We start from the raw sequence: 21,319 nt of genomic DNA, 5'->3' as shown, positions 1-21,319 counted from the left end.
AAAGGCATGCTTGATATAAAAGCAGATAAAATTATACTTAAAAAACGAATGGAATGAATCATGAAGAAAGCCTTTGAAGATGATTTAAAACGACTCTACTCTCTTTTAGAAGAGCGCCAAAAAGCGTTGGGGGAGTACTTTAGCATTGTGGAATCAAAAAGTTATGATACAAAAATTGAAGCGTTTATTGATGCGTTTTTGGAGGAAATTGAGCTTTCGTTGATCAAAGAAAACCGTGTGGCGATTTTGACACGACTGATTAGTCTACGAGATGAGCAGATGGTACAAGCCTTAGAAAAAGAGGGCAAAGATGCGCTGTTTATCACTGAAGCAAAAGAGAAAGCCTACCTTTGGGTAAGTGAGTTTTACCTCAAAGAGCATGAGCGTTTGTTGTCGCAAATCGAAGCAGAGCAACTGCTAAGTCCCTTTTATCGCCGAATACTAGGAGGCGTACATGAGGTGGGTGTGGCGTTAAGTGTTTGGCAGAGTGCATGGACGGAGCATATCATCAACACTATTAACCCGCTTTTGGAGTTAGAGTACGACCACGATGAATCCAAAATCATGGCGATGTTGCAGGACAAAGGGCTTTTAGATGTAGAGCCCTCCGGCAAAGTGGGGGATCGCTCGTACTCGGTTTTAGAGAAGGTACAAGGTGGTTACGAAGCCAAAGCCTATGCCTTAGCTTTCCCCTCACACGTTTTACATGTAAAGAATGCGCTAGAGGCGTTGGTGGCGGATTTGAGTTATTTAGAAGATGAGAATTTTGGGCAAAAAGAGGCGTACATTGCCTACTTTAATGCGATTAAAGAAGCGTTTGTGGAAGAAGATAGGGCTAAACTCATTGGCAAATGGGCGCAGGTCGATAGAACATGGATGGCAATTACCTCACCTATTCAAGTGGGACATCCTTTAGAATATTACGAAGACCACTACAAAAAAGCAGTTGCCTTAGAGTGGGATGTACGCTTAAGTAATCCTTTGATGAAAAGTGCTGAGCAAACTTTAGAGCGCATTGAAAAGATGTTTAAGGCAGTCTTTGAAAAGAGTGCTCACACATCTTTACATGTAAAAGAGAATGTGCTCTTAAATCTTAAGCGTGTTCAGCTCTACATCGGGCGTCCTGCACTCTTTTACGCGGCTGAGTTTAACGGGCTTTTCTCCGCACAAGTCGTTCCCAACGATGAAACGGTGACGAAAGAGTGTGGCAAGAAAATTTTTGCCTTTGCCGATAACATTTTAGACTCCTTGCGTGCCAAACCCTTTTTAAAAATTCACCACGATGTTTTTGGCAAAGCCTTTATGGACGCAGAGCGAGAAGTGGTGTTTCACCAGCCCTCTTTGTGGCATCAGGTCTATGAGGTGAGTACCATTGGGCATGAGTTTGGGCACATTTTATGGATGGATAGTGACACGGAGAGCGTGATGAATCAAAGCGGCGTTTTTAAAAACATTGAGGAGTTTAAAGCGACCACAGGTGGTTTGGTTGCCTTTTTTATGGAGGAAGAAGAAGCACTGAAAGAGCCATTGTTGCGAGATACCATCAAGCGTGCGGTGGGCTTAATTGGGTGGATGAAAACGGGTGAAGTGGAGCCTTATTATTGCGAAGGCTTAATCCATCTCAGTGGGCTTTTTGAAAGTGGTGTGTTGCGTTTTGATGGCAAAAAACTTGAGATTCACTTAGAAGCCTATGAGGCGCTAAAAGCGTGGTACCTTCAAACCTACAGTGCTTTGGCGGAGCATTATTTGGCTAAAAAAGATGCCAAACTCTTCTTGGAGCGCTTTACATGTAAAAAAGAGGGCGTTTATGTTCCCCACGATGCAACAGTCGCTTCGTTTGTGAATTATTATTGGGCGTTGCATCAGCGTATGGGACGAGAAATTGATGAGAGTGTGAAAAGAGAGGATTGGATGTCAGGTGCGTAATCAACTTTTTGTATAAGCAGAGGTAATTTTATCTTTTAGTGTTATAATTTGTGCCTATTTTTTGAGGTGGAGAGACACATATGCAGGTAAAGAAGATTACCAAAGTTCTGATTGCAAATCGTGGTGAGATTGCACTGAGAATTATTCGTTCTTGTAAAGAGTTGGACATCAAAAGTGTCTCTATTTTTTCGACTATTGACGCGAGGGGCGTTTGGGTACGAAAAGCTGATGAGAGTGTTTTATTAGAGGGTGATCCGATTCGGGTTTATCTTGACTATAAAAACATTGTTGAAATTGCCAAAAAAGTAGGTGCGGATGCTATTCATCCTGGGTATGGATTTTTATCGGAAAATCCAGATTTCGCACAACACTGTATTGACAATGGCATTATTTTCATTGGACCAAAACCTGAGCATATTGCTCTTTTTGGGGACAAAATGGCATCTAAAGTTGCTATGAAAGCTGTTGGTGTTCCTGTAATTGAAGGAACAGATACCCCTATTACCGATATCAATGAAGCGATAAAAATCGCAAAAGAGATAGGCTTTCCTGTGATTATCAAAGCAGCCTTTGGCGGTGGCGGTAAGGGAATGCGTATCGTTAAAAAAGAAGAAGAGTTTGTGGCGATGTTTGAAGCGGCTACAAAAGAAGCAGAACGCTTTTTTGGAAGAGGAGATGCGTTTATTGAAAAATACCTCTCCAACCCTCGTCACATTGAAGTGCAAATTGTTGCGGATAAGTATGGCAACGTCATTCACTTAGGTGAGCGTGATTGTTCGATTCAGAGAAAACATCAAAAAGTTGTTGAAATTGCGCCGAGTCCTCGTTTAAATGATACGGTTCGAAAAGAGTTACTTCGAACGTCTAAAAAAGCGATGATTAAGCTAGGGTATGAGAGCGTGGGAACGGTTGAGTATTTGGTCGATGAAGAAGATAATTTTTACTTTATTGAGATGAATACCCGTGTTCAAGTCGAGCATACGATTACAGAAGCGATTTCGGGCGTTGATATTATTTACCGTATGATTCGTATCGCAGAAGGCAATAAATTGCCGTTTATGCAAGAAGATATTAAATTTAGAGGCTATGCGATAGAGTTTCGTATCAATGCAGAAGACCCAAAAAATGGATTTATTCCTTCATCAGGGCGCATTACAACCTATCTTTCACCCGGTGGGCCAGGGGTGAGAATGGACTCTATTGGGTTTAAAGATTATGTGGTGCCAACCAATTATGACTCAATGATTGGAAAAATGATTGTTTCAGGGTTGGATTGGGATAGCGTGGTTCGAAAATCACGACGGGCATTGGATGAATTTATTGTAGCAGGGATCCCTACCAATATTCCTTTACATCGTGAAATTGTTCGTGATGAGGATTTTAAAGAGGGAATTTTCAATACAACCTATTTGGATAAAAAACTACCTACCTTTACAATGGAGGCGATTTCTCATCTTGAAGAAGATGAAGAAAAATATGCCAAAGTTGCCGCCATCGCCGCTGCTATTAAAATGAATCAAAAATAGATATAAACGTATGAGAGGGTGTCTTGAGGATACTCTCTCAAAATGTTCATAAGGAACATCTTATGCAAACCATTGCACTTATCAATCTTCTTTATATGCTACTTCCTCTAAGCGTTGTTGCTTTTTTTTACTATCGGTGGGTGGGGAAGAAGAGCGAAATTTTACTAGCAACAGTGCGGATGAGTGTTCAACTCATTGCTATAGGGTATGTACTTACTTCTCTTTTTACCACCCAATCCACTTTTTTTTTAGTGTTGGTTGTAGTGGTCATGGTGGTCAGTGCTTCGTTGATTGCAAGACGCAATATTCGCCATAAAGACATTAAAACGTATCTGGTTATTTTAGCGTGTATTACATTTTCTGGAACACTCAACTTAGGATGGGTTTTGGTGATGGTGTTAGAGCGTGAAACGCTTTTGGAAGCTCGTTTTGTTATTCCTCTAGCAGGGATGATTTATGCTAATGCGATGAATGCCATCTCTTTGTGCGCTGAGCGTTATGAAAAAGAGCGTGAACAGTGCGAAATGGAAAAAGCACGTGGCATTGCTTTTAAAGCTTCGATGATGCCTCAAATCAACACTTTTTTAGCCGTGGGTTTTGTCTCTTTGCCGGGGATGATGACAGGGCAAATTCTCTCAGGTATTGATCCGCTTATTGCGGTGCGTTACCAAATTGTTGTTATGGCGATGATGCTAAGCAGTGGCGCTATGTGTAATCTTTTGTATTTGTATTTTGTGACCAAAAGAGGGGATAAGTAAGCTTTTTTGCATCTCCTACCTTTTTTGAGTTTTGCATAAGTCTGGTTGTGTTATAGTTGATAAAGTCAATTAACTTTTGTTTTTAAGTTTTCGTTACCATAAGCCTTTTTAGAGAAAACCAAAAAAGAGTGTGTAAGGACGTAAAATGCATTTAAGAGTTTTAATGGCGTTATGTTTATGTTTTGGACTCTACAGTACAAGTTTCGCAGCTCCTACCATCGCTGTTTACGCAAGTCCCAATCCCCCTTTTAATCTACGAGAAAAAGGCTTGGTTCAAGGTCTGGCTTTTGACCTTTTAGAAGCGAGTTTAGCAACGATTCGACCACGTTTTTCACAAGAGGAGATACACCTCGCCCCGTGGAAAGAGGTGTACGATGAAGCGTTGAAACATCCTACATCATTTTTGATTAGTGCTTCACGACTTAAAGAGAGGGAATCTTTTTTTCAATGGGTTGGACCTATTGCCACAGTTCGTTTGGGTGTGATTACCAAACGAGGGATGGAGATACCTAAGGGAAAGAATAGTTTGGAGATTCTACAAAATCTAAAAATAGCGACGATTAAAGAGACATCCGCAGAGAAAGTTCTTTTTAAAGAGATTGGAGAGAACAATTCTTTAAATATTACCCGTGTTTCAACACCGCTTCAAGGGTACAAGATGCTTGAATATGGACGGGTGGATGCTTTGGTTTATACTGATCTTCCCTTTGTCTATCATTTGGTCAATGAAAATCAAGATGTCACTCAATACAAAATGGCACATGTGCTCTTAAATACTGATTATTATATTGCTGCAGGAAAAGAGATTCCTAAAGAGCAAATTACCATTATGCAAAGTCAACTCAACCGTTTAAAAGAGCCAGATGCACAAGGTTCTAGTATGTATGAACGTATTATGGCTCGCTACTTTAAAGGCGCAGTCCTTAATCCTTAGGATGTATAAGTACATTTTTTTAAATTAAAAAATTTATGAGGATATAAAATGCATTTAAGAGTATTGATAGGATTTTTTGTGTTATTGGAGTTAGCAACGACTCTTGTGGCACAGACATTTGTTTATACAGAACCTAATCCTCCTTTTAACTTTCGTGAGAAAGGGGTTGTTAAAGGAATTAGTTTAGATGTTTTAGAAGCGAGTTTAGCAACGATTCGACCACGTTTTTCACAAGAGGAGATACACCTCGCCCCGTGGAAAGAGGTGTACGATGAAGCGTTGAAACATCCTACATCATTTTTGATTAGTGCTTCACGACTTAAAGAGAGGGAATCTTTTTTTCAATGGGTTGGACCTATTGCCACAGTTCGTTTGGGTGTGATTACCAAACGAGGGATGGAGATACCTAAGGGAAAGAATAGTTTGGAGATTCTACAAAATCTAAAAATAGCGACGATTAAAGAGACATCCGCAGAGAAAGTTCTTTTTAAAGAGATTGGAGAGAACAATTCTTTAAATATTACCCGTGTTTCAACACCGCTTCAAGGGTACAAGATGCTTGAATATGGACGGGTGGATGCTTTGGTTTATACTGATCTTCCCTTTGTCTATCATTTGGTCAATGAAAATCAAGATGTCACTCAATACAAAATGGCACATGTGCTCTTAAATACTGATTATTATATTGCTGCAGGAAAAGAGATTCCTAAAGAGCAAATTACCATTATGCAAAGTCAACTCAACCGTTTAAAAGAGCCAGATGCACAAGGTTCTAGTATGTATGAACGTATTATGGCTCGCTACTTTAAAGGCGCAGTCCTTAATCCTTAGGACGTGATTCCACGAGAACTTCACGATTTTAAGTTATACTTTTTTAAATATGCGTAAGTGAGGATATATGCTACGAATTTTAGGGATAGGATTGGTGCTCTTTTTTGTGGGATGTGGACCTCGTTATGTGATTCAAAATGAGTATATCGCTAGTTCTCAACCCTCTTTCAAATCGTGTGTGGAAAGATGCAAAAGCGAACAAGATATCTGTCAAAGTGCGTGTGATAGAAGCTATCAGGCATGTTTGGATAGTGCTTATGCCAAAGCAAAAGCCATTGAGATTGAAGAGCAAAGAGCGTATGAGCGAGAATATGGGTATTACAGTAGAGATTTTGCTGATTTTCAGCATGAGATGTACCAGTGGCGCAGAGAATATGATGCGTTAAGCTACGATTTAAACTATTTTCAACGTCGTTGCGATAAAGAAAAAGAGGCGTATGCGTGTCGTAAAAGAGAAGAGATACGCCATTATTTGCACCGATTGGCACGGGAGCGACCTCGTGAACCACGTATGCCCACACCGCCTCGTTTTGAGTCCATTTTAGTCAATCAGCAGAGTTTTTGTAGCACACAATGTGGCTGTGAACAAGGGTATGATAGCTGTTTTGTAGGGTGCGGTGGACGGGTGATTCCTCATAAAATTTGTGTGGAAAATTGTGATTGATTGTTTTACATGTAATGATTTGGTAATGGCTTAGCGATATCATTTCTTCACATAAATGTGAAGGAATGATACAAACAATGTTTAATGAACGATGGCAAACTTTGGTTGATGTTGTGGATTTTGCTTTTCAACCCATTGTCAATATTTACACAGGTAAATTGTATGCAGTAGAGGCGTTAATCCGCAATTATGAGAGTGCTGGTTTTGTAACGATAGATGCTATTTTTGATACGGCTTTTAGTGAAAAGATTCTTTATACCCTTGATGTTAAACTGCGAGAAAAAGCCATTCATAAATTTTCTCTTTTCCCCTTCTCGAAGCATATTAAACTTTTTTATAACCTCGATAATCGCATTACGATGATGCCTGATTTTAAATCGGGTTATACGTGTGAGCTTTTAAGCAGTTACGAGATGGACACGTCTAATATCTGTTTTGAGCTCTCCGAAAAACATCAGGTAGGCATGTATGCGGGGGTCGATAAACTGGTATTGAACCTCTATAAACAGCAAGGCTACAAAATGGCGATTGATGATTTTGGTGTGGGATTTTCAGGGCTACAAATGCTTTTCAATGCCGATCCAAATTTTATCAAGATTGACCGTTTTTTTATCAGTGAAATTCATCTGAGTAAGAAAAAGAGGCTTTTTGTAAGCTCCATTGTTCAGATTGCTCAGGTCATGGGTATTTTTACGATTGCGGAGGGGGTTGAGTGCGAAGAGGAGTATTTGGAGTGTAAAAAGCTAGGATGTGACATGGTGCAAGGCTTTTTTGTTCAAAAACCAACACGTAATGTCTGTGAAATCGTTTCTTCGTATGAACATTTGAAGTTTGTTGCTCAAAATGAAAAACGCAAAAGTACGCAAAGCTCAGATATTGCACGCTACCTTCAAAAAAACCATCCTGTGTTTATTGATTCGAGTATCAATGATGTGTATGAGATGTTAAGAGCCGATAAATCTGTGCATTTTGTGCCTGTGTTAGAGCGTGATTTTACGCCTATTGGGGTGATTAAAGATACGGATATTAAGACTTATATTTATTCTAATTATGGCAAAGCGTTGTTGTACAACATTACGCAAGGAAGTCTCAAAAAGATTGTCTCTTCATGCGGAAGAGCCGATATTAATGACCCGATTGAGAAAATTTTAAAGATTTATGGTTTTGATGATGAAAATGACGCTATTTTGATTACGGAAAATGAAAAATACGTGGGTTATTTAAGTTCTAAAGTGCTTTTGGAGATGATTAATGAGAAAAATATCGTCGATGCAAAAGACCAAAATCCCCTAACAGGACTCTCTGGCAATCGTATCATCAATGAATTTGTCTCAACGGCGATGGAATCACACGAAAAAGTGATGATGGCGTATTTTGATTTTGACAATTTTAAGCCTTTCAACGACTATTATGGTTTTCGCAAGGGGGATCGTGCTATTACCTTGTTTGCGGATATTTTAAGAAGTGCTGTGGGGATAGAAGAGTGCTTGATAGGCCATGTGGGAGGGGATGATTTTTTTTTGGGATGGAACTTGAAAGAGGAGCATACCTTTGAAAAAATTTATGACATTGTGCATGAAATTGTCGTGAAATTTGCGGAAGATATTCAAAGTTTTTACTGTGAAGAGGGGCGTAGTTCAGGATATATTTTGGCAAAAAATCGTGATGGAATGCTCCAATCATTTCCTTTGATGACCGTGAGTGCAGCGGTAATTTGTCATGGCTTTGGGCATCAGCATGATTTAGACGATAACGAACTCAATGAAATTTTTGGACGTTTAAAAAAGAGTGCAAAATTTTCACCGGCACATATCGCTTGTGTGGATTTAGGGGTGATTAAACCAGCGTAATATTATTTCTATGATAGAATAGAACTCTTGCAAAATTCATTTTGCAAAAGAAGAAAAGCACCAAGGGTGCGTGGGCACTCTGCCGAAGAGAACCCTGTGTTAACGTAGTCGTGGGAGCTTTGCTTCAAAGACGTGTTAAACGTTCTTGTAGTTTTACAAGAACATTCATAGTCTTTTCGCAGAAAGGAGTGCCTGATGCAAGAAGAAAAAAACTATCATATTTTGAGTCTAAAACTTGAAGAAAGCCTCAAATCTTCCCTCTTTGACCAAGATTTTGCCATAGAAATGGTTGCTAAGCATTTGGTTGAAATGCCTTTTTTTCACTCAAAAATCAGAGCGTTGTTTACCTTTATGGGTGTGCCAAATTGCGGTAAGCGTTATATGGCAGAGTTACTTTTGAAGGCAGATGCTAGACTGGAGTCTTTCCAAGCGTTTCAGATGGATCAGTACAATGATGTCTTAAGTTCTGAAGAGCCTTTGTCATTGAGTCTTGAAAACGATGTCGTAGCGTTTGTAGAGGCTCATCCTAAAGCGCTGCTCTTTTTTGAGGATATTGACAAAGCGGATATTCAGGCACAATTAGCACTTTATATGCTTTTTTCAGACGTGAAGAAAGCTCCTGTGGATTTTTCAGAGGTCGTTGTGGTTATGAGCACCACCCGTTTAAGTGGTTTGCTTAAACGAGCCGATTTACAGACGCTCTTTCGTCATGACCCCTTACAAGCGCATACTTTTTTAATGGAGCGTTTCGCCCAAGAAGAGATAATCCTTAATGGCAATAAAGAACGGGTTTTTAACGCTAAGCTTCTCTCTTTACTCAACGAAGGTACTTTAATTCCTTTTAATCCTTTGAGTTTAACCGCTTTGATTAAAATTGGCGCACACAGTTTGCATACACTCTCCTATCAGTTTAACCAACAAAGTGGCGTGCAAATGGAGTATAAAAATATTGATACCTTTATCTCCTTGCTCACCCTCTCTTTAGCACCTTATTTAAATGCACGTTATATTCAAACGAAGCTTCCCGAGACGCTTTTTAACGGGGTTTATGCACTTTTAAAACAACACCCAAAGGTGACGCACATAACGTATAATGTCTCGTTAAAGGCTAAAGCATTTGTGCGGGATGCCCTACGCAATCAGCCCCTTTTACTTAAAAAAATTGGTAAACAGCAGTGGCGCATTAGCCTTGAGTGGTCTTTACATGTAAAAGGAGACAAAGCAAACTATACGCTTAAACATGCCTTTTACACCAAGGAGCAGTTACATGTAAACACGCAAGACGCTTTATGTATCTCAGAGGTGACGTTTCAAGACATTGCGGGGCAAGAGCGGGTCAAAGAGGCGTTGCGTGAGGTGCTCACCCTTTTTAAAGAGCCAGAACGCTTAAAACACTTCTCGATGCTTCCACCCAAAGGGATGATTTTATACGGACCTGCTGGAATGGGTAAAAAACTCTTAGCCCGTGCCTTTGCGCATGAGGCTGATATGCCTTACATCGTCCTTCGGGATGCGGATTTGTTTGATGGCGCTAAAATTCGAAAAGCGTATGCCCAAGCGTACAGTTCTGCTCCTGCCATTGTGATTTTAGAGGATATTGATGTGCAAGGAATTACTAGCGGGGTGATTTCGACGATGAATGTTGCCCCTGTGATTGAAGAAATCGATGCTATCACGCAAAGTTTTGAGACGCCGTTATTTACCATTGTGACCATCGCTCAAAAAGATGATATTCCTGATGCCTTAATTAAAACAGGGCGTTTAGATATTTGCATTGAAGTGCCAAAACTCGATATGCAAGCCAGACGCTTTTTCATTGAGGAGATTTTAAAAATGCCACACGATGCGACGATTGACGTTGATAGAGTGGTGCGCTACATTTCAGGCATGGGTGGCGATGCACTTAAACGCATTGGACAAGAGGCTGCGCTTTTTGCGGCACGTAAAGGTTTTAAAGAGATTAGCGAAGAGATGCTCTTAGAGCAGATCAATGTCATTAAATATGGCGCAAAATTGGAGAATAAACAGATTCGTGATATTGAGATGTCTATGACAAAAACAGCCTACCATGAAGCAGGGCATGCCGTCCTTTCCTATGTTCTTACGCCCATGATTAAAATTGAGCAAGTCACGGTTGCGCCTCGCAGTGATGCTTTAGGGTTTGTCTCCTTTCACCACGATGATTATATTGATGCGATTTCTAAAAAAGAGCTCTTTTCCAATATCTGTATTTTGCTCGCTGGACGTATTGCCAAAATGGAGCGCTTTGGGCAAGGAGGGATGGAAAGTGGAGCAATGAATGACCTTGAAGTAGCAACCATGCAAGCATATGCTGCTATCGCACTCTTTGGCATGGATGATGAGTTGGGATACATTAATGTCAGTGGCATTGAATCCGAGTACGATAAAGAGTTGCTTTCAAAAAAGATTGAAGAGCGCCTTTTGGTCTGGATGAAAAACGCACAAACGCAAACCGAAAAAGAGGTCAAACGTTTATGGCCCGCCATTGAAGCGGTGGCTTTGGCTTTACTGCAAAAAGAGATGATTGATGGAATGGAGCTTAAAAATATTATTGAGGCAAAACTCACAGATGAAATGAAAAAGAGGGAAAAATAAATAAGAAGTTTGGTGGTGGCTGGAGACGGAATCGAACCGCCGACACGGAGATTTTCAGTCTCCTGCTCTACCGACTGAGCTATCCAGCCACGCTTTGAAGAGTTGAAATTATAGCTTAAAAACTTTAAGAGTAGCTTAGGCTCAAGAAAGAGCCAAAGCCTTAAATAAATCACCTCGGTGAGCATACGATTTGAATTGATCCAAACTCGCAGCAGCAGGAGAGAGAAGGGCAACGCTTTTGGTGGTGTGGAGGGCATGAATCTGCTTCATGGCTTCTTCAAGTACAAAGCATTTAGAAAGCCACAGCCCCTCTTTTTGCGCAAAGGTAGCCAGTCGTTCGGTGTTCGAGCCAATGGCAAATATCTTTACATGTAAAGGTTTCATAAAGTCAAAAAGCTCTTGCAAATCGACCCCTTTATCATCACCGCCTAAAACGAGTAAAATTTCTTCATCTTTATAGCGTTTAAGCGCTTCAATGGTCGCATCCACATTGGTTCCCTTGGAGTCATCGACCCAGAGACGTCCTTGTTTATCGTGGAACTCTTCAATTTTATAATGGTCGATTTTAAAGGTATTAATGCGCTCGTAATCAATGGTATCAAAAAGAACTTTTTGTGCACTCATCGCAAGCACAGCGTCGAGTAAAAAGGGTGTTTTAAAGTTTATTTTTGAAAGTTCTATGCCTAATTGTTGGGCTAAATCTTCCTCATTCTCATACGCAATCACATGGGCTAGGGTTTTCACGTTGGCGTGTGCTTTTGGCAAGATAGCCACACTCCCTTCTTTCATGCGTGCCAAAGGAGAGAGTTTTGCGTCTATGTAAGCTTCCATACTTCCATGCCATGTCAGATGGTCAGGCTTAATGGGTAAAAGCAGATACATATCGGGTGCGGTGACTTTGGTGTAGTGAAAGGTAAACGAGCTGGTTTCTAAGACCCAAATCGGCGCTTTTTCATCCAATTCTGCTAGAGGTGTCCCAATATTTCCACCTGCAACGGCACCTTGTTTTTCTAAGAGAAATTGGCACATTTGGGTGGTAGTGGTTTTGCCATTGGTGCCACTAATCCAGATGCTAAAAGGCATCGCCTCTTTAAAAAAGTCATATTCGCTGGTGACATGTAAGGCTTTTTGAATCAGTAGATGCTCTGTTGGAAAGCCTGGACTTGGAATCTCTACACTGCTTTTTTCTGGCTCAAAAAAAGAGGGTGGAAGTAGGAGGTTTCCGTATTCATCTTCACCTTTACATGTAAAGGCATCATCAAAAATTTGGCAGTTTCCTGCATAGCGTTTTGCAATTGCTTTGGTTGTTTTTCCGTGTCCAAAAAGTGTTATCATCGTATTTTCAATGCCGTAAGTGCTAAAAGATTTGACATGAGCGCAATAATCCAAAATCTCACGATAATCTTGTTTTCTGGCCAACCTTTCACCTCAAAATGGTGATGAATTGGCGCCATAAGGAAGATACGTTTTTTACGTGTTTTGTAACTTCCTACCTGTAAAATAACCGAAACTGTCTCTAAAACAAATACAAATCCAATCACAATGAGCAAAATTTCATTTTTTGAAATAATCGCCATATACCCAATAAACGCACCCACACTAAGACTCCCACTATCGCCCATAAAAACTTCTGCGGGGTAGCAGTTAAACCATAAAAATCCGACCAATGAGCCCATAACCGCTGTGGCGACAATGACCACTTCACCACTACCTCCGACTTTTGGAAGGAGTAAGTAACTGCTTAAAAAGGCATTGCCACCGACATAAACAAAGACGGCAAGGGAGAGAATAGAGAGAATGGAAGGGACGGTTGCTAATCCATCAAGTCCATCGGTGAGATTGACCGCATTACTGGCTGAAACCATAACCAATACCCAAAAACCTAAGGCTAAGAGGTGCATATCAAACAGAGGGTATTTGTAAAAAGGGATAAAAAAGGTGGTGTCTAAATCAATACTGTAATACAAAATAAATGAAACAATGGACGCAGCAATAACTTGAAAAAGCAATTTTGCTCTTGGCGTGAGTCCTGCGGTATTGCTTTTGCCTAAAATTTTGGAAAGGTCATCTTTCATACCAATCAGTCCAAAGAGCAGAAGACAAGTTAGTGAAGAGATAACAAAAAGGTTGTTCATTCGTGCGCACATAAGTACCGCTAGTGTTGCCGCACATAAAAAGACAATGCCTCCCATCGTAGGTGTTTTGCCTTTTTTTTGGTGTGTTTGAGGAGCAAGAGAATAAATTGGCTGATTGGCGTTGCGAGCTTTTGCCCATTGAATGAACTTTGGCATCAAATAAACGGTCAAAATAAACGCCAAAAAGAAGGCAATACCTGCACGAACCGTAATGTACTGAAAAAGGTTAATCGATGTGAGTTTGTAAAGAGCATATAGCATAAAGGGGACTTCCATATATTTTTATAAAAGCAACATTTTAGTAATATATTGCTTATAAGCTGATAACAAAGGGTACGATTTGAAACCAGAAATTCAAAAAACCTTACTGATTATTACCGATGGTATTGGTCACAATGAAAGTGAGGTGGCAAATGCGTTTGCAAAAGCCCATAAACCAACGTACGATAGATTATTTAAGAGTGTTCCTTATACCTTTATTCAAACCTCTGGTTTGAGTGTTGGACTTCCAGAGGGACAAATGGGCAATAGCGAAGTCGGGCATATGTGCATCGGCAGTGGGCGTATTTTGTACCAAAATTTGGTCAAAATTTCACTCGCAGCCAAGGATGGCTCTTTAGCGAACAATAAAGCACTTCAAGAACTCTTACATGTAAAAGGGTCTATTCATATTATTGGGTTAGTGAGTGATGGGGGTGTGCATTCGCATATTGAGCATATCATGGCATTAGCACGTATCGCAGAAGCGAGTGGAAAAAACGTTTTTTTACATATTATTACTGATGGAAGAGATGTCTCTCCTACGTCTGGTATGGGATTTGTCGAGCAGTTAGAGGGGCTGTGCAATGAGAACATTCACATTGCTTCTATTTCAGGACGCTTCTTTAGTATGGATAGGGATAATCGCTGGGAGAGGGTTGAGCAAGGGTACCGTGTGATGGTCGATGCAGAGCCTGAAACATCTTTACATGTAAAGGCGTATATGCAAAGTATGTATGATAAAGGTGTGAGCGATGAGTTTATTGAACCTGTCGCATTTGAAGCGTATGGTGGGATGAAAAGTGACGACGGGGTGATTTTCGCCAATTTTAGAAATGATCGTATGCGTGAACTCTCTCGTGCCATTGGTTTTGAAGCGTTTAGCGAATTTCCTCGCACCCTCAATGGCGTTGCTTGCATTACCATGACAGAATACGATAGTAGTTATCCTTTTCCTATTATGTTTGAATCTGACACTCCTCAACATACACTCAGCGATGTGATTGCTGATGCGGGGCTTTCACAGTTTCATACGGCTGAGACGGAAAAATATGCGCATGTGACTTTCTTTTTTAATGGCGGAATTGAAGAGCCAAAAGTAGGCGAGACAAGGCTTTTAGTGCCTAGTCCAAAAGTCAAAACCTATGATTTACAGCCTGAAATGAGTGCCCACGCCGTAGGCGATGCCGTTTTAAAAGCAATGGATGAGGCGTATGATTTTATTGTCGTGAATTTTGCCAATGGCGATATGGTTGGACACACGGGAAGTTTAGAAGCGGGTATTAAAGCCGTAGAAGCGGTGGATGCTGAGCTTGGACGCTTGTTAGAGAAGGCTCAAAAGGCAAATTACTCTGTTGTGTTGACAAGCGATCATGGAAATTGCGAACAGATGTTTGATGAAGAAAATCATACGCTTACCAACCATACAACCTTTGATGTGTATGGTTTTGTGATAGATAAACGAGTTAACCGTGTCAAAAAAGGTGGGCTTAACAATATAGCTCCAACGGTTTTAAAGCTCATGGGGTTACCCATCCCTCAAGAGATGGATGCGCCATTAGTCGAATTTTAAAAGAATCAATTTATACGTAGAAGGAAAACAATGAAATTTAGTGGAAAAAATGTTTTAGTCACAGGTGCGGCAAGCGGTATTGGTAAAGAGATAGCATTGACATTAGCCAGTTATGGGCTTAAAGTGTGGGTGAATTATCGTTCTCGTCCAGAACAAGCCGATGCGATTAAGGCAGAAATTGAAGCCAATGGTGGTGTAGCTGCGGTGATTGGGTTTGATGTTGCCGATGAAGAAGCGTTCGTTGAGGGCATTAAAACGATTGTGGATAGCGATGGTGAGCTCTCCTATTTGGTCAATAATGCAGGTATTACCAATGATAAATTAGCGATTCGTATGAAAAAAGAGGATTTTACTTCGGTGATTGATATCAATTTAACCTCCGCATTTGTGGGATGCCGTGAAGCGTTAAAAGTGATGAGTAAAAAACGTTTTGGCAGTGTAGTAAATATCGCCTCTATCGTAGGTGAAACAGGTAATGCAGGTCAGGTCAATTACAGCGCAAGTAAAGGTGGTTTAATTGCTATGACCAAAAGTTTTGCACTTGAGGGGAGTGCAAGAGATGTTCGTTTTAACAGTGTTACACCAGGTTTCATTGCAACAGAAATGACCGATAAACTCAGTGCAGAAATTAAAGAGAGCTATACCTCTAAGATTCCACTGAAGCGTTTTGGAACTCCTAAAGATATCGCAGAAGCGGTGGCTTTTTTACTCAGTGATAGCTCAATGTATATCACAGGAGAAGTGCTTAAGGTGAACGGTGGAATGTACATGTAAAGGGAGTTTTGGCGTACAAAATTCAAATTAAAGGTTTTTTTGATAAAATGGTGAAAATTTTTTAAAGGAGCTATTAAATGGCACTATTTGATGATGTAAAAGCAGTTGTTGTTGAACAATTGAATGTTAATCCTGACGAGGTAAAAGAGGAGTCAAAATTTGTAGAAGATTTGGGCGCTGACTCACTTGACGTTGTTGAACTCGTTATGGCTCTTGAAGAGAAATTTGACATTGAGATTCCAGATACTGACGCTGAAAAAATCGTCACTGTTAAAGACGCAATGTCTTACATTGAAGCACACAAATAATTTTATATCGCATAATACAACCCGCTTTGGCGGGTTCTCCCTATTCCCACTAAGATTACAAAAGAGGATGAAAATTTGAAAAGAGTTGTTGTTACTGGCATAGGAATGATTAATTCATTAGGTTTGGATAAAGAGAGTTCTTTTAAAGCTATCGTTGAGGGTCAATGTGGCATTAAAAGCATTAGTTCGTTTGACACAACCGAGCATTCTGTCAAAATTGCTGGTGAAATTACCGATTTTGATCCTAATACAATTATGAATCCCAAAGAAGTTAAAAAAGCCGATCGTTTTATTCAGTTAGGATTGGCTGCTGCAAAAGAAGCAATGGCAGATGCTAAATTTGGAGCTTTTGAGGCTGAGAGTTTTGGTGTTAGCTCTGCTTCTGGTATTGGTGGTTTGGTCGTTATTGAGAAAAACTCTGTGATTGTCAATAGTGTAGGACCTCGTAAAATTTCTCCCTTTTTCATTCCATCGGCTTTGATTAATATGCTAGGTGGTATGGTTTCTATTGAATATGGACTCAAAGGGCCTAATCTCTCTTCCGTCACTGCATGTGCCGCGGGAACACACGCCATTAGTGATGCAACAAAAACCATTTTAACAGGTGGCGCTACAAAAATGCTAGTGGTCGGTGCAGAAGCAGCGATTTGTGCAGCAGGTGTCGGTGGCTTTGCTGCGATGAAAGCTCTTTCTACACGCAATGATGAACCCAAACGTGCATCTCGTCCGTTTGATGTAGAACGTGATGGATTTATTATGGGTGAAGGTGCGGGCGCACTTGTTTTAGAAGTGTATGAAGATGCGTTAGCTCGTGGTGCTCATATTTACGGTGAAATTGTTGGTTTTGGTGAGAGTGGAGATGCCAGTCATATTACTTCTCCTAGTTTGGATGGTCCATTTCGTGCGATGCGAGCAGCCTATAAAATGGCAGGTTATCCAAAGATTGATTATATTAATGCACATGGAACGAGTACACCAGCAAACGATAAAAATGAGACAGCAGCGATTAAAGAGTTGTTTGGAGAAAATGTTCCTCAGATTAGCTCAACCAAGGGTCAAATAGGTCACTGTTTAGGTGCTGCTGGGGCTATTGAAGCGGTTATTTCTTTGATGGCACTACGTGATGAAATTTTACCACCTACGATTAATTATGAAAATGCAGATCCTGATTGTGATTTGGATTATATCCCCAATGTGGCTCGAAAATACAAAGCAGAGTATATTATGAGTAACTCTTTTGGTTTTGGCGGAACCAATGGTTCTGTTATTTTTAAACGGGTATAAGGAAAGATAAGTGGCAACTTATTTGGATTTTGAAAACGGTATTAAACAAATTGATGAAGATATTTCGACTGCCAAAATCAAAGGCGATAGTCATGCCGTTGAAATTTTAGAGAAAAATCTTGAAAAAGAGATTTCTAAAACCTATAAAAACTTAACAGAGTATCAAAAACTACAATTAGCAAGGCATCCTGACCGTCCGTATGCGCTTGATTATATTCGTACACTTTTACGAGATAGCTATGAAATTCATGGCGATAGAAATTTTGCGGATGATGCAGCGATTGTTTGTTATGTGGGGTATCTTGGCGCTCGTAAAGTTGTTGTGATTGGTGAGCAAAAAGGAAGAGGAACCAAAAATAAAATCAAACGTAATTTTGGTATGCCTCATCCAGAAGGGTATCGTAAAGCACTTCGTATTGCTAAGATGGCAGAAAAATTTGATTTGCCTATTTTGTTTTTGATTGACACTCCAGGTGCGTATCCAGGAATTGCAGCTGAAGAGAGAGGGCAAAGTGAAGCGATTGCTAAAAATCTTTTTGAACTCAGCCGTTTAAATACGAAAAGTGTGGCTGTGGTTATTGGAGAAGGTGGAAGTGGAGGCGCACTTGCTATTGGTGTGAGTGATAGAGTGGCCATGATGCGTTACTCTGTTTTTTCTGTTATCTCTCCAGAAGGGTGTGCGGCTATTTTATGGAATGACCCAAGTAAGCAAGAAAATGCAACCAAAGCGATGAAAATTACCGCAGAAGACCTCTATCAACTTAAACTAATTGATGCGATTATTGATGAGCCTTTAGTAGGAGCGCATCGTGATAAGGAGAGTGCGGCTAAAGCTTTAGGAGATTATTTTTTAAAATCTTTAGAAGAACTCGATGCATTAACAGCGCAAGAACGTATGGATAAACGTTATGAGCGTATTACTTCTATCGGAGCGTATGAAGAGCGCTAAATGAACTTTAGCGTTTTTTACCTCTTTTCTTCCCTTCTTTTTTTCTAACAAATCAATTCTTATTCATCTTTACATGTAAATGTTTTTATTTGTCTTGAATCAAAAGTTTTGTAGAAAAAATGTAAGAGATAAGAGTAGATGAGAGAAGAAGCCATTTTACTTCCATAAGAGAAGTAAAATGGCTTTACATGTAAAGAAGTTCCTAGTGAACTTCTCTCCAGATTTTAACTTTCCATAGATACGCTAAGAGTGTAAAGATAATCATAAAGCCAATTAAGCTATAGCCTAAGTCTTCACGTTCTGCTTTTTTACGATCTCCTACTTTTTCCATGTAAGCAATCACTTGTGCTTCAGCCTTTTGGGTCAGTCCTACACGAGGCATAGACGTACCTGGAAGTTGTTTTTGTGGATCGTTAATAAAGGTATGAAGATACTCTTTACTTTTGGCACGAATCATAATAGACAAATCAGGAGGTAAGGTTCCCATATAAGCGCTCAGTGCTGTTTTATCACTTGGGCTTAGGAGTTTGTCATATTTCATATCGTGACATCTCTGACACGCATCAACATAGACTTGTTTATCGTTAATCTCTTTAGGCGCAATACTTTGAAGATACGCCACAATGTCTGCGACTTCTTGATCCAAATCTCCACCTGTACCATAAAACGCAATCATTGGATGAGGACGTGTTTCATCAAATTTATGCTCTACTTTAAGTGCGTTCGTTGGATTTTTAATCAATTCCGCTAAATAGTTTTTATCATAAATAGCACCCGCTGTACTTAAATCAGGTGGTACCACTCCAAAGGAAGCAGAAGCTGAGGCATCATCCATGGGTGCTGGCATACCTGCAACATTGAGTGAGTGACATCCCGTACAGCCTGCACTTAAAAACGTCTCTGCACCTTTGGTCGCATCGCCTATTTTACCTGAAGCGCCTAACTCTTTAAAAGTATAATCCGCGGGGGCAACATGAGGATGCATTTGTGAGTGAGCAAAGGGCTCAACACCCCAATAAACAACAGCGGTAAAGAATACGACAACCGCTAAGATTTTTAATTCTCTCATTTACAACCTCCCTGACATTTTGCTTCCATTTTGGTAATAATTGGTAGGGCAACAAAGAGTAAAATAAAGCTTAATGCCGCAAAGAAACCTACCCATGCATTAGCTCCTGTTGGAGGTAATTTTCCATAAACGGTAAGCACAATCATATCAATGAGTAACAACCAGAACCAAACAAAAAACATGGGACGTTTGTGTGCAGGTGCAACATGGTCTGTATTTCTATCAAGGAATGGAAGAAGCATAAAAATAACATTCGCAAATCCAAATGCTGCTAAACCAATATCCATAGCCGCAATACCACCAATATCAAAGAAGAAGCCACGTAACACTTCATAACTCCACAAGAAGTACCACTCAGGATAGATATGTGCAGGTGTTTTCATGGTATTGGCTGGTTCAAAGTTAATGGGATCCATCGCAAAATCAAAGTGGTAACAGACTAAATAGAAGAAAATAGTAAGGGCAACACCCACAACAAAGAAATCTTTGGAGAGGAATACTGGCCAAAAAGGAACCACTTTAGATTCAGCTTTTTTACCGTCTAAGTATTTTTTAGCTTCCACATCAAAATTAAGCTCTTCTGATTCTTGATTGTTAACGTGAGGAAAACGTAAAGAGTAGAAGTGAATCGCAATGACTAAAATAATGGCTAATGGCAATAAAAGCACGTGCAACATAAAGAAACGTGTCAAGGTCGCATCAGCAACTAAAAAGTCACCTCTAATCCAAATAACCAGTGCTTCACCAATGACTGGAATACCACCAAACAGATTGGTAATAACCTGTGCTGCCCAGTAACTCATCTGTCCCCATGGAAGCATATACCCACTAAAGGCTTCTGCGGAGAAGAGACCAAAAAGTGCCATACCAGTCAGCCAAATCATCTCACGCCCTTTTTTATAAGAGCCATAATAGATACCTGTAAACATATGAATATAAATGACAAGGAAAATAGCAGAGGCTGCTACACCGTGCATATGTCTCCAAAGCCAACCATACTCAACTTCTTGCATAATCGTGTAGTTGACACTATCAAATGCTAGGTTAATGTCAGGTTTGTAGTACATTAAAAGAAAAATACCTGTGACGATAAGAATGGAAAAGAGAACAACCAAAACAACACCCATCGCCCAGAGGAAGTTGATATTTTTGGGAATCCAATACTCTGTCATCATTACACGCATAAACGCTTTAACCGCCAAACGCTGATCGAGCCAATCAACAAACCCATCTGCTTTTCTAATCTCTGCCATGATTGCCTCCTTTATGCTTTTTTAGCGGTTAGTTTTTTATATTCTGGTCCTTCTTCACCGAGAACGAGTTTCTCGCCATCGATTTTAAAAGGAGGAATATCCATAGGACGTGGTGGTGGTCCAAATGTGTTAACACCACTGGCATCAAAGACGCCGCCGTGACAGGCACAGAGAAACTCTTTTTTTGCAGGAACCCATGTTGGAATACATCCTAAGTGCGTACAAAGACCTATAATGACCGTATAGTTTTTATTCCCAGCCACTACATCACGATTTTCATTTTTTTTCATCTCTGCGGTCTTCTTCAAAACGAAGATGGGTTTCCCTCTCCATTGAAGTGTTTTTAACTCTCCCTCTTGCATCGGTGAGAGGTCCACTGTAATAAATCCAGCAGATTGTACGCTGGGAAGTGGATCCCATGTCTTCTTCATGGCTCCTAGCGCCATGACCCCGCCGACAGCCGTGACACCGCCCAATGCCATGCCAATAAAATCGCGTCTGTTTTGTTCAACAGCCATCCCTTATTCCTTTCGTTTAGATTAATTTGTGACAATTTTATCGCATAAATTATTAAGAATCTATGACGTATGTCAATTGTATGAAATTTGCGT

At 40.2% G+C, this 21,319-nt stretch carries 18 protein-coding genes and 1 tRNA gene; 13 read left to right on the top strand and 6 right to left on the bottom strand.

Annotated elements, in window-relative coordinates:
• Window positions 1-60: 60 nt before the first annotated feature.
• The 8 genes from ciaB to SDEL_RS09320 all read left to right on the top strand — a co-directional run bounded on the left by ciaB (window position 61) and on the right by SDEL_RS09320 (window position 11,105).
• Entirely contained in the window at window positions 61-1,926 is a 1,866-nt protein-coding gene (ciaB, locus tag SDEL_RS09355; RefSeq protein WP_012857611.1) for an invasion protein CiaB, read from the top strand.
• Window positions 1,927-2,006: 80 nt separating this feature from the next.
• Window positions 2,007-3,452 carry an acetyl-CoA carboxylase biotin carboxylase subunit gene (locus tag SDEL_RS09350; protein ID WP_012857610.1) on the top strand — a complete coding sequence of 482 codons (1,446 nt, stop codon included), beginning with the start codon at window positions 2,007-2,009 and terminating at the stop codon, window positions 3,450-3,452.
• A 62-nt stretch (window positions 3,453-3,514) separates the two neighbouring features.
• Window positions 3,515-4,210: an ABC transporter permease gene (locus SDEL_RS09345; protein ID WP_012857609.1), complete on the top strand. Its 696-nt coding sequence runs from the start codon at window positions 3,515-3,517 to the stop codon at window positions 4,208-4,210.
• A gap of 145 nt (window positions 4,211-4,355) precedes the next feature.
• Window positions 4,356-5,144, top strand: coding sequence for a substrate-binding periplasmic protein (locus tag SDEL_RS09340; RefSeq protein WP_012857608.1), 789 nt, complete (start codon window positions 4,356-4,358; stop codon window positions 5,142-5,144).
• Window positions 5,145-5,192: 48 nt separating this feature from the next.
• Window positions 5,193-5,975: a substrate-binding periplasmic protein gene (locus SDEL_RS09335; protein ID WP_012857607.1), complete on the top strand. Its 783-nt coding sequence runs from the start codon at window positions 5,193-5,195 to the stop codon at window positions 5,973-5,975.
• Window positions 5,976-6,042: 67 nt separating this feature from the next.
• The gene (locus tag SDEL_RS09330) at window positions 6,043-6,639 is read left to right on the top strand and encodes a hypothetical protein (protein ID WP_012857606.1); all 597 of its coding nucleotides are present in this window, start codon (window positions 6,043-6,045) and stop codon (window positions 6,637-6,639) included.
• 77 nt (window positions 6,640-6,716) lie between these two features.
• Window positions 6,717-8,489, top strand: coding sequence for a GGDEF domain-containing protein (locus SDEL_RS09325; RefSeq protein ID WP_012857605.1), 1,773 nt, complete (start codon window positions 6,717-6,719; stop codon window positions 8,487-8,489).
• A 195-nt stretch (window positions 8,490-8,684) separates the two neighbouring features.
• Window positions 8,685-11,105, top strand: coding sequence for an AAA family ATPase (locus SDEL_RS09320; protein WP_012857604.1), 2,421 nt, complete (start codon window positions 8,685-8,687; stop codon window positions 11,103-11,105).
• A 13-nt stretch (window positions 11,106-11,118) separates the two neighbouring features.
• Here the strand turns inward: SDEL_RS09320 and SDEL_RS09315 are convergent.
• The 3 genes from SDEL_RS09315 to mraY form a co-directional block, all read right to left on the bottom strand.
• A tRNA-Phe gene (locus tag SDEL_RS09315) sits at window positions 11,119-11,194 on the bottom strand.
• Window positions 11,195-11,246: 52 nt separating this feature from the next.
• Window positions 11,247-12,440: a UDP-N-acetylmuramoyl-L-alanine--D-glutamate ligase gene (gene murD / locus SDEL_RS09310; protein ID WP_012857603.1), complete on the bottom strand. Its 1,194-nt coding sequence runs from the start codon at window positions 12,438-12,440 to the stop codon at window positions 11,247-11,249.
• Window positions 12,437-13,501 carry a phospho-N-acetylmuramoyl-pentapeptide-transferase gene (gene mraY, locus SDEL_RS09305; protein WP_012857602.1) on the bottom strand — a complete coding sequence of 355 codons (1,065 nt, stop codon included), beginning with the start codon at window positions 13,499-13,501 and terminating at the stop codon, window positions 12,437-12,439. The genes murD and mraY overlap by 4 nt, the downstream gene beginning before the upstream one ends.
• 79 nt (window positions 13,502-13,580) lie before the next feature.
• Between mraY and gpmI the strand changes: the two genes are divergently transcribed.
• The 5 genes from gpmI (at window position 13,581) to accA (ending at window position 18,386) form a co-directional block, all read left to right on the top strand.
• Window positions 13,581-15,071: a 2,3-bisphosphoglycerate-independent phosphoglycerate mutase gene (gene gpmI / locus SDEL_RS09300; protein ID WP_012857601.1), complete on the top strand. Its 1,491-nt coding sequence runs from the start codon at window positions 13,581-13,583 to the stop codon at window positions 15,069-15,071.
• Between the two features lie 30 nt (window positions 15,072-15,101).
• Entirely contained in the window at window positions 15,102-15,845 is a 744-nt protein-coding gene (fabG, locus tag SDEL_RS09295) for a 3-oxoacyl-ACP reductase FabG (RefSeq protein WP_012857600.1), read from the top strand.
• A gap of 77 nt (window positions 15,846-15,922) precedes the next feature.
• Entirely contained in the window at window positions 15,923-16,153 is a 231-nt protein-coding gene (gene acpP, locus SDEL_RS09290; RefSeq protein ID WP_012857599.1) for an acyl carrier protein, read from the top strand.
• Window positions 16,154-16,228: 75 nt separating this feature from the next.
• Window positions 16,229-17,437 carry a beta-ketoacyl-ACP synthase II gene (locus SDEL_RS09285; protein ID WP_012857598.1) on the top strand — a complete coding sequence of 403 codons (1,209 nt, stop codon included), beginning with the start codon at window positions 16,229-16,231 and terminating at the stop codon, window positions 17,435-17,437.
• Between the two features lie 10 nt (window positions 17,438-17,447).
• A complete protein-coding gene (accA, locus tag SDEL_RS09280; RefSeq protein ID WP_012857597.1) occupies window positions 17,448-18,386 on the top strand; it encodes an acetyl-CoA carboxylase carboxyl transferase subunit alpha in 939 nt (312 codons plus the stop codon).
• A gap of 202 nt (window positions 18,387-18,588) precedes the next feature.
• Here accA and SDEL_RS09275 read toward each other — a convergent pair whose 3' ends face one another.
• The 3 genes from SDEL_RS09275 to petA are packed head-to-tail and all read right to left on the bottom strand — an operon-like array spanning window position 18,589 to window position 21,226.
• Window positions 18,589-19,455 (bottom strand): c-type cytochrome, encoded by an 867-nt coding sequence (locus tag SDEL_RS09275; RefSeq protein WP_012856541.1) that lies wholly within the window; start codon window positions 19,453-19,455, stop codon window positions 18,589-18,591.
• Window positions 19,452-20,708: a cytochrome b gene (locus SDEL_RS09270; protein WP_012856540.1), complete on the bottom strand. Its 1,257-nt coding sequence runs from the start codon at window positions 20,706-20,708 to the stop codon at window positions 19,452-19,454. Before SDEL_RS09270 ends, SDEL_RS09275 begins: the two co-directional genes overlap by 4 nt.
• An 11-nt stretch (window positions 20,709-20,719) precedes the next feature.
• Window positions 20,720-21,226 carry a ubiquinol-cytochrome c reductase iron-sulfur subunit gene (gene petA, locus SDEL_RS09265; RefSeq protein ID WP_012857596.1) on the bottom strand — a complete coding sequence of 169 codons (507 nt, stop codon included), beginning with the start codon at window positions 21,224-21,226 and terminating at the stop codon, window positions 20,720-20,722.
• Window positions 21,227-21,319 lie beyond the last annotated feature (93 nt).

Origin of the sequence: Sulfurospirillum deleyianum DSM 6946, assembly GCF_000024885.1 — a bacterium.
In the GTDB taxonomy this organism is placed as follows: Bacteria; Campylobacterota; Campylobacteria; order Campylobacterales; family Sulfurospirillaceae; genus Sulfurospirillum; species Sulfurospirillum deleyianum.
The sequence above is the reverse complement of the archived record's forward strand: the minus strand, read 5'-3'. Positions and strand labels throughout refer to the sequence as shown.

Coding starts and splice junctions, on each gene's coding strand:
- SDEL_RS09345 (WP_012857609.1), top strand. CDS start 3,515: ATGCAAACCATTGCACTTATCAATCTTCTTTATATGCTACTTCCTCTA.
- ciaB (WP_012857611.1), top strand. CDS start 61: ATGAAGAAAGCCTTTGAAGATGATTTAAAACGACTCTACTCTCTTTTA.
- SDEL_RS09320 (WP_012857604.1), top strand. CDS start 8,685: ATGCAAGAAGAAAAAAACTATCATATTTTGAGTCTAAAACTTGAAGAA.
- SDEL_RS09350 (WP_012857610.1), top strand. CDS start 2,007: ATGCAGGTAAAGAAGATTACCAAAGTTCTGATTGCAAATCGTGGTGAG.
- murD (WP_012857603.1), bottom strand. CDS start 12,440: ATGATAACACTTTTTGGACACGGAAAAACAACCAAAGCAATTGCAAAA.
- acpP (WP_012857599.1), top strand. CDS start 15,923: ATGGCACTATTTGATGATGTAAAAGCAGTTGTTGTTGAACAATTGAAT.
- SDEL_RS09325 (WP_012857605.1), top strand. CDS start 6,717: ATGTTTAATGAACGATGGCAAACTTTGGTTGATGTTGTGGATTTTGCT.
- fabG (WP_012857600.1), top strand. CDS start 15,102: ATGAAATTTAGTGGAAAAAATGTTTTAGTCACAGGTGCGGCAAGCGGT.
- SDEL_RS09270 (WP_012856540.1), bottom strand. CDS start 20,708: ATGGCAGAGATTAGAAAAGCAGATGGGTTTGTTGATTGGCTCGATCAG.
- SDEL_RS09335 (WP_012857607.1), top strand. CDS start 5,193: ATGCATTTAAGAGTATTGATAGGATTTTTTGTGTTATTGGAGTTAGCA.
- petA (WP_012857596.1), bottom strand. CDS start 21,226: ATGGCTGTTGAACAAAACAGACGCGATTTTATTGGCATGGCATTGGGC.
- mraY (WP_012857602.1), bottom strand. CDS start 13,501: ATGCTATATGCTCTTTACAAACTCACATCGATTAACCTTTTTCAGTAC.
- SDEL_RS09275 (WP_012856541.1), bottom strand. CDS start 19,455: ATGAGAGAATTAAAAATCTTAGCGGTTGTCGTATTCTTTACCGCTGTT.
- SDEL_RS09340 (WP_012857608.1), top strand. CDS start 4,356: ATGCATTTAAGAGTTTTAATGGCGTTATGTTTATGTTTTGGACTCTAC.
- SDEL_RS09330 (WP_012857606.1), top strand. CDS start 6,043: ATGCTACGAATTTTAGGGATAGGATTGGTGCTCTTTTTTGTGGGATGT.